The organism is Massilia sp. 05N420, assembly GCF_056397205.1.
Map to the genome: position 1 here is coordinate 1 of NZ_JBFTMX010000208.1, position 415 is coordinate 415.

A 415-nucleotide genomic window follows, 5' to 3' on the forward strand; every position below is an offset into this window, starting at 1 on the left:
TCCTTGATGCGCGGCACTGACCGCGTCAGCGCGTCGTCGATCATCTGTCGGGCATCAGTGAGCGCGTTGATCACCTTGGGGTTCTGCTCGGTGGCGAGGACACCATCGATCGCCTGGCGGGTCTGGAAGGCGACGGACGGGTCATTCGTCACGCCGTCGGCACCAAACTCGTTCAACATGCCGCGGACCCGGATCAACTGGCGCTGCGCGTCGCCGCGAAGTGTCGAAATCTGATGATCGAGATCCCCTGTGATCGGCGTGAAGTCGTACGGTGACCGCTGTTCGAAGATCGGCCGATACTGCCGGCCAACCTGATCCTGGCTTTGCACAAGCTGCCGGTCGATCGCGGACGGAACCGGATCTGAGCCAAGACTAGATTCAACGTCGCTCCGCAGACGCGTGTTCGCCATCGCGG

General features: G+C 62.4%; 1 protein-coding gene. It reads right to left on the reverse strand.

Annotated features, from left to right (window positions below; genetic code table 11):
• A partial coding sequence (locus AC1DIX_RS28005; RefSeq protein ID WP_477328636.1) for a hypothetical protein occupies positions 1-415 on the reverse strand: 415 nt, incomplete at both ends.